General features: G+C 68.6%; 4 protein-coding genes and 1 tRNA gene. 4 read left to right on the forward strand and 1 reads right to left on the reverse strand.

Annotated features, from left to right (window positions below):
- Both HMPREF3121_RS11730 and HMPREF3121_RS11735 read left to right on the forward strand, forming a co-directional pair.
- Positions 1-1,345 (forward strand): sensor histidine kinase (locus HMPREF3121_RS11730; protein WP_070523787.1); only part of this gene is annotated, 1,345 nt, incomplete at its 5' end.
- Complete coding sequence (locus tag HMPREF3121_RS11735) at positions 1,342-1,992, forward strand: response regulator (RefSeq protein ID WP_070523790.1); 651 nt, start codon at positions 1,342-1,344, stop codon at positions 1,990-1,992. The genes HMPREF3121_RS11730 and HMPREF3121_RS11735, both read left to right, overlap by 4 nt.
- A 101-nt stretch (positions 1,993-2,093) precedes the next feature.
- On the opposite strand, the gene HMPREF3121_RS11740 is transcribed toward HMPREF3121_RS11735, so the two are convergent.
- Positions 2,094-3,278, reverse strand: coding sequence for a L,D-transpeptidase (locus tag HMPREF3121_RS11740; protein ID WP_083291732.1), 1,185 nt, complete (start codon positions 3,276-3,278; stop codon positions 2,094-2,096).
- Between the two features lie 424 nt (positions 3,279-3,702).
- Here HMPREF3121_RS11740 and HMPREF3121_RS11745 point away from each other — a divergent pair.
- Together HMPREF3121_RS11745 and HMPREF3121_RS11750 are read left to right on the forward strand one after the other, a co-directional pair.
- Positions 3,703-3,775: transfer RNA gene (locus tag HMPREF3121_RS11745), tRNA-Lys, on the forward strand.
- A 196-nt stretch (positions 3,776-3,971) separates the two neighbouring features.
- Positions 3,972-4,487 (forward strand): hypothetical protein, encoded by a 516-nt coding sequence (locus HMPREF3121_RS11750; RefSeq protein ID WP_070523793.1) that lies wholly within the window; start codon positions 3,972-3,974, stop codon positions 4,485-4,487.
- Positions 4,488-4,590: the final 103 nt, after the last annotated feature.

Raw genomic sequence — 4,590 nt, forward strand, 5'->3', positions numbered from 1 at the left:
CGCCCGCCCGGGTCCCGCCGCCGGCGCCGCCGCGACCGACCCCGCGGCGCTCGGCCGGATCTGGCGGTGGCTGCGGGTGTGCCTGGACCTGCTGGTCGCCGTGCTGCTCATGTTCGTCGCGCTGCGCGGCATCGCCACCGCCGAATCGGGGCACCTGTCGCCGGCGACGTGGCTGTGGCTCGTCATCTTCGCCATCGTCTACGCCATCGGCCGCATGCAGCCCGACGACGAGCCGCCGTGGTGGCCGCCCGCCGTCATCGCCTGTTTCGCCGGGCTGGCGTGGACGTCGCCCGACGGGGTGTGGCTGGCGTTTCCCCTCTTCTTCCTGGTGCTGCAGGCCGCCGTCGGCTGGTACGCGGTGGCGATGGTCGGCGTCATCACGGCGCTGGCCATCGGCATCATCGCCTGGCACGGCGGGTGGAGCGTCGGCGGCGTCGCCGGCCCCATCCTCGGCGCCGCAGTGGCGCTGATGGTGGGCCTGGGTTTCCGCATGCTGCTGCAGGAGGCCACCACCCGCGCCGAGGCCATCGACGAACTGCTCGCCGCCCGCGCCGACATCGCCGAAATGTCGCGCCGGGCCGGCGAACTGGACGAACGCGCCCGTCTGGCCGCCGACATCCACGACACCGTCGCCCAGGGCCTGTCCTCCATTCAGCTGCTGCTGCATTCGGCGGAGGCGTCGGCCCGCGTCGTCGGCGATGACGCGCGAACCGATGCCGAGCGGTCGGCGTCGACCGAACGCACCATCGGACAGATCCGCATGGCCCGCGACGTCGCCGCCGACAATCTCAGGGAAACCCGTCGCATCATCGCCGCCCTGCAGCCCGGCGCGCTCAGCGGGGCGGACCTGCCGGTGGCGCTCGCCCGGGTCTGCGCCGCCACCCCGGCCACCGCCGACGGTTCCCCCGCGCACTTCAGCGTCGACGGCGATCCGCGCCCGCTGCCGGCGGAGGTGGAGGCGGCGTTGGTCCGCATCGCCCAGGCCAGCATCGCCAACGTCGCCCGCCACGCCCATGCCGACCGGTGCGCCGTGACCCTGACCTACCAGCCCGATTCCGTGTCCCTCGACGTCGTCGACGATGGCGTCGGCTTCGATCCGGCCGCCGCGCCACCGTCCGGGGCGGTGGGCATCGTGGGCGTGCGTCGGCGCATCGCCGCCCTCGGCGGGACGGTGTCCATCGAGTCCGCGCCGGGTTCCGGCTGCGGGGTGTCGGTGCACGTCCCGCTTGACGACGCCCACCTCCCCGCATCCGACCCCTCGGCCGCCGACGCCGTGATCGCCGATTCGGCCGACGCAGATATCCCCGATTCCCCGACCGACCCCGAGTCCAAGGAGCCCCGATGATCACCGTCCTGCTCGCCGACGATCACCCCGTGGTTCGCGCGGGGCTGCGCGCGGTGCTCGAAACCGACGGCGGGATCACCGTGGCCGCCGAGGCCGCCACGCCCGACGAGGCCGTGCGGGCCGTCGCCGACGCCCACGACGCCGGTCGCCCCTTCGACCTGGTGCTCATGGATTTGCGTTTCGGCGAAGGCCCGGGCGCCCATGGTCAGGCGGGCGGGGTCGACGCCACCGCCCGCATCCGTGCGCTGCCCGACCCGCCGCAGGTGCTGGTGGTGACCAACTACTCCTCCGACGCCGACATCCTCGGCGCCGTGTCCGCCGGCGCGGTCGGCTACCTGCTCAAGGACTCCGACCCGACGCAGCTCGTCGACGGCGTCCGCTCCGCCGCCCGCGGCGAAACCGTGTTGTCCGGTGACGTCGCCACGCGCCTGATGGGGCGTCTGCGTGACCCGGGCCGCTCCCTCACCGCCCGCGAGACCGAGGTGCTGCGCCTGGTCGCCGACGGTCTGTCCAACAAGGACATTGCCGGAAAGCTCGTCTTGACCGAGGCGACCGTCAAGTCCCACCTGGTGCACGTCTTCACCAAGCTGGACGTGGGTTCGCGCACCGCCGCCGTGGCCAAGGCAACCGAACTCGGCATGCTCTGAACGCCCCTCCGCGCTCTTCCCGACATACGACGAACCCCGCCCGGCCGCTGCAGGCCGGGCGGGGTCTTCCACGTGCGTCGGATGACGGGGACGCGACGGAGCTACCAGGAGGAGGTTTCGTCGGCGTTGCCGGCCTTCCAGGTCTCCCACGGGATGTTCCAGTCGCCCAGGCCGTCGGTGCCGGGCAGGGTGCCGCCGATGGTGTTGCGGACGATGACGATGTCGCCGCGCTTGGTGTTCTGCTGGAACCAGGCGGCGTTGGCGTCGGTGACGTTGATGCAGCCGTGCGACACGTTCTGCGAGCCCTGGGCCCACACCGACCACGGCGCACCGTGGACGTAGATGCCGGAGTAGGACATCTGGGTCGCGTAGTTGACGGGGGTCCGGTAGCCGCCGGCGTCCAGCGATAGGCCGAAGGTGGTGGAGTCCATGACCATGCTGGTGTGCTGTTCGCCGATGAGGTACGTGCCGTTCGGGGTGGGCCAGCGGGCCGAGCCCATCGAAATCGGCATGGAGTTCTCCACCACGCCGTTGCGCTCGATGGTCATCGTCTTCGTCGCGTCATCGGCGATGGCGATGACCTTGTCGCCGATGGTGAAGCTGGTGGAGCTGTCCTCCTGGCCGTAGTAGCCGTTGCCCAGGTCCTTGCCGTAGATGTCGACGTCGACCGTGACCTCGGTGCCCGGCTCCCAGTATTCGGCCGGCCGCCAGCGGACCTCGGAGTTGTTGAGCCAGTAGAACGCGCCCTCCTGCGCCGGTTCCGTGGTCACCTTGATGGCGTCCTGGGCGGCCTTGCGGTCGGCGATGGGCTCGTCGAAACGCACGGCGATGGTCTGGCCGACGCCGACGGTGGAGCCCTCCGCCGGGTAGAGGTAGCCGTAGGTCTGGTTGTTCGGGGTGACGGTCTGGAAGGAGGTGGACAGCTTCTCCGTGCCGGCCTTCGCCTCGATGGTGTAGGTGCGGGAGTAGCCGAGTTCCTCGGTGGAGGTCCACTTCGTGCCGTCCTCCGACAGCTCGCCCTCAACCTCGGTGCCTTCGTCGTTGGTCAGGGTCACCGAGTCGAGCTTCGCGTCGTCGATGGTCACGGTGACCGGGTCGAGCACCGACCAGTCGTCCGCGCCGTCCTTGACGTTGGCCACCGGCTTCGGCTTGTCTTCCTGGACCGCGCCGGGGCCATCCGTCCCCTCCGAGTCGCCGACGGTGCAGCCCGTCAGCGTCAGGGCGGCGACGCCGAAGGCCGCCACGACGGCCCGGATTCGTCGGCCCCGAATCAGTTCAGCACCCATTTTCCTCAATCGCTCCACGCACTCGTTGATGTCATCCGCGGCTTTCGCCGCACGTTTGCTTTACGACGCCCCGGCCGAGTCGGTGCCCGCCCGGGAACGCATGCGAAACACGTACCCGGTCAACTTAGTCTGTTGAGCACCGAAAACGCACGCCAAGCGACCACCGTTAGGGTCACAATCCGACAACGGCTCGTCGCCGCAGGTGGTGCCCATGTGATGTGGGCATGGATTCAGCCACATTTCACGGATGGGGGGCTTCTCGACCACTACCGCCCCGTCGCCGAACCCCATCCTCGACACCACCGCGAAGTACCACCGGAAAACACCCCATGACCAGGCGATTTTGTATAGCGCCGCGAAGAGGGTTATATTTCTTCTCGTTGCAGCGGAGGCCAGCGCACAGCGGGCCGGAGCGACAACGCAAGCGCCATTAGCTCAACTGGCAGAGCAGCTGACTCTTAATCAGCGGGTTCGGGGTTCGAGTCCCTGATGGCGCACAGAATATAGCCCCTACCTGGCGGTACGCCCGGTAGGGGCTTTTTCGTTCGGTAGCGCCTGCCGCATCGGTGCCGTGTTCCGCGGATGCCTCGAATCGCGCCTCCGCCGGGAAGGTCCAACCCGCCCATCTCCGCAGGTCCATTGGCTCCGGATTCTCGTCTGGCGACGCATCAGTGGTGGTGTTAGGTTTCGCGCATGGAGAAACCTTTCGAAGATCTGTCCGGGGAGTGCGCCGAGGCCATCGCCGAAGTGGTCGAAGCCCATGGCGAGGCTTTCGACGGCCGCCGGATCAAGGGAATGGCGCTGTGCCCCGTCGATGACTACCTGGCGCCTTATCTCGGTGTGGTGTTCGCCGAAACGACCGATGATCCGGAAGCCCCGGCGGAGGACCTCTACGTTCAGTGGAGCCCGGACGAATCCGGCCAGGAGATCAGTAATGGGCGCCTCGATAAAGTCACCGGCGGCACCAATGATCTGGCCTCCCACTGGCCGGAAGAGGACTGGGATCACTTTGGCCCTCAACTTCGGGATGCCCTGGTCGAGGCCCTGGGGTCCACGGTGGTGCGGGACGCACTCGCCCGCGTCGGTTGGAATCCGATCCTGTACCTGTTCATGACGGGGGAAGGGCTGGTCGACGCGGATTCGCTGCCCACGCTCAATCCTGGTCGACGGGCGGATCCCGACTACCGGGCACTCGAGCGCCTGACCTGAGGTCGGGCCCCGCCTACCCGACGCGAAGACCCCGTCATCATTTGATGCGGGGTTTTTCCATTGCACGAAGACTCTTGGGTTCTATCGGTCATTGCAACACCCC

Origin of the sequence: Corynebacterium sp. HMSC11E11 (genome assembly GCF_001807025.1) — a bacterium.
In the GTDB taxonomy this organism is placed as follows: Bacteria; Actinomycetota; Actinomycetes; order Mycobacteriales; family Mycobacteriaceae; genus Corynebacterium; species Corynebacterium freneyi.

Bases quoted from the DNA above. Each gene is read 5' to 3' on its own strand.
- HMPREF3121_RS11735 (WP_070523790.1), top strand. From the start codon at position 1,342: ATGATCACCGTCCTGCTCGCCGACGATCACCCCGTGGTTCGCGCGGGG.
- HMPREF3121_RS11740 (WP_083291732.1), bottom strand. From the start codon at position 3,278: ATGGGTGCTGAACTGATTCGGGGCCGACGAATCCGGGCCGTCGTGGCG.
- HMPREF3121_RS11750 (WP_070523793.1), top strand. From the start codon at position 3,972: ATGGAGAAACCTTTCGAAGATCTGTCCGGGGAGTGCGCCGAGGCCATC.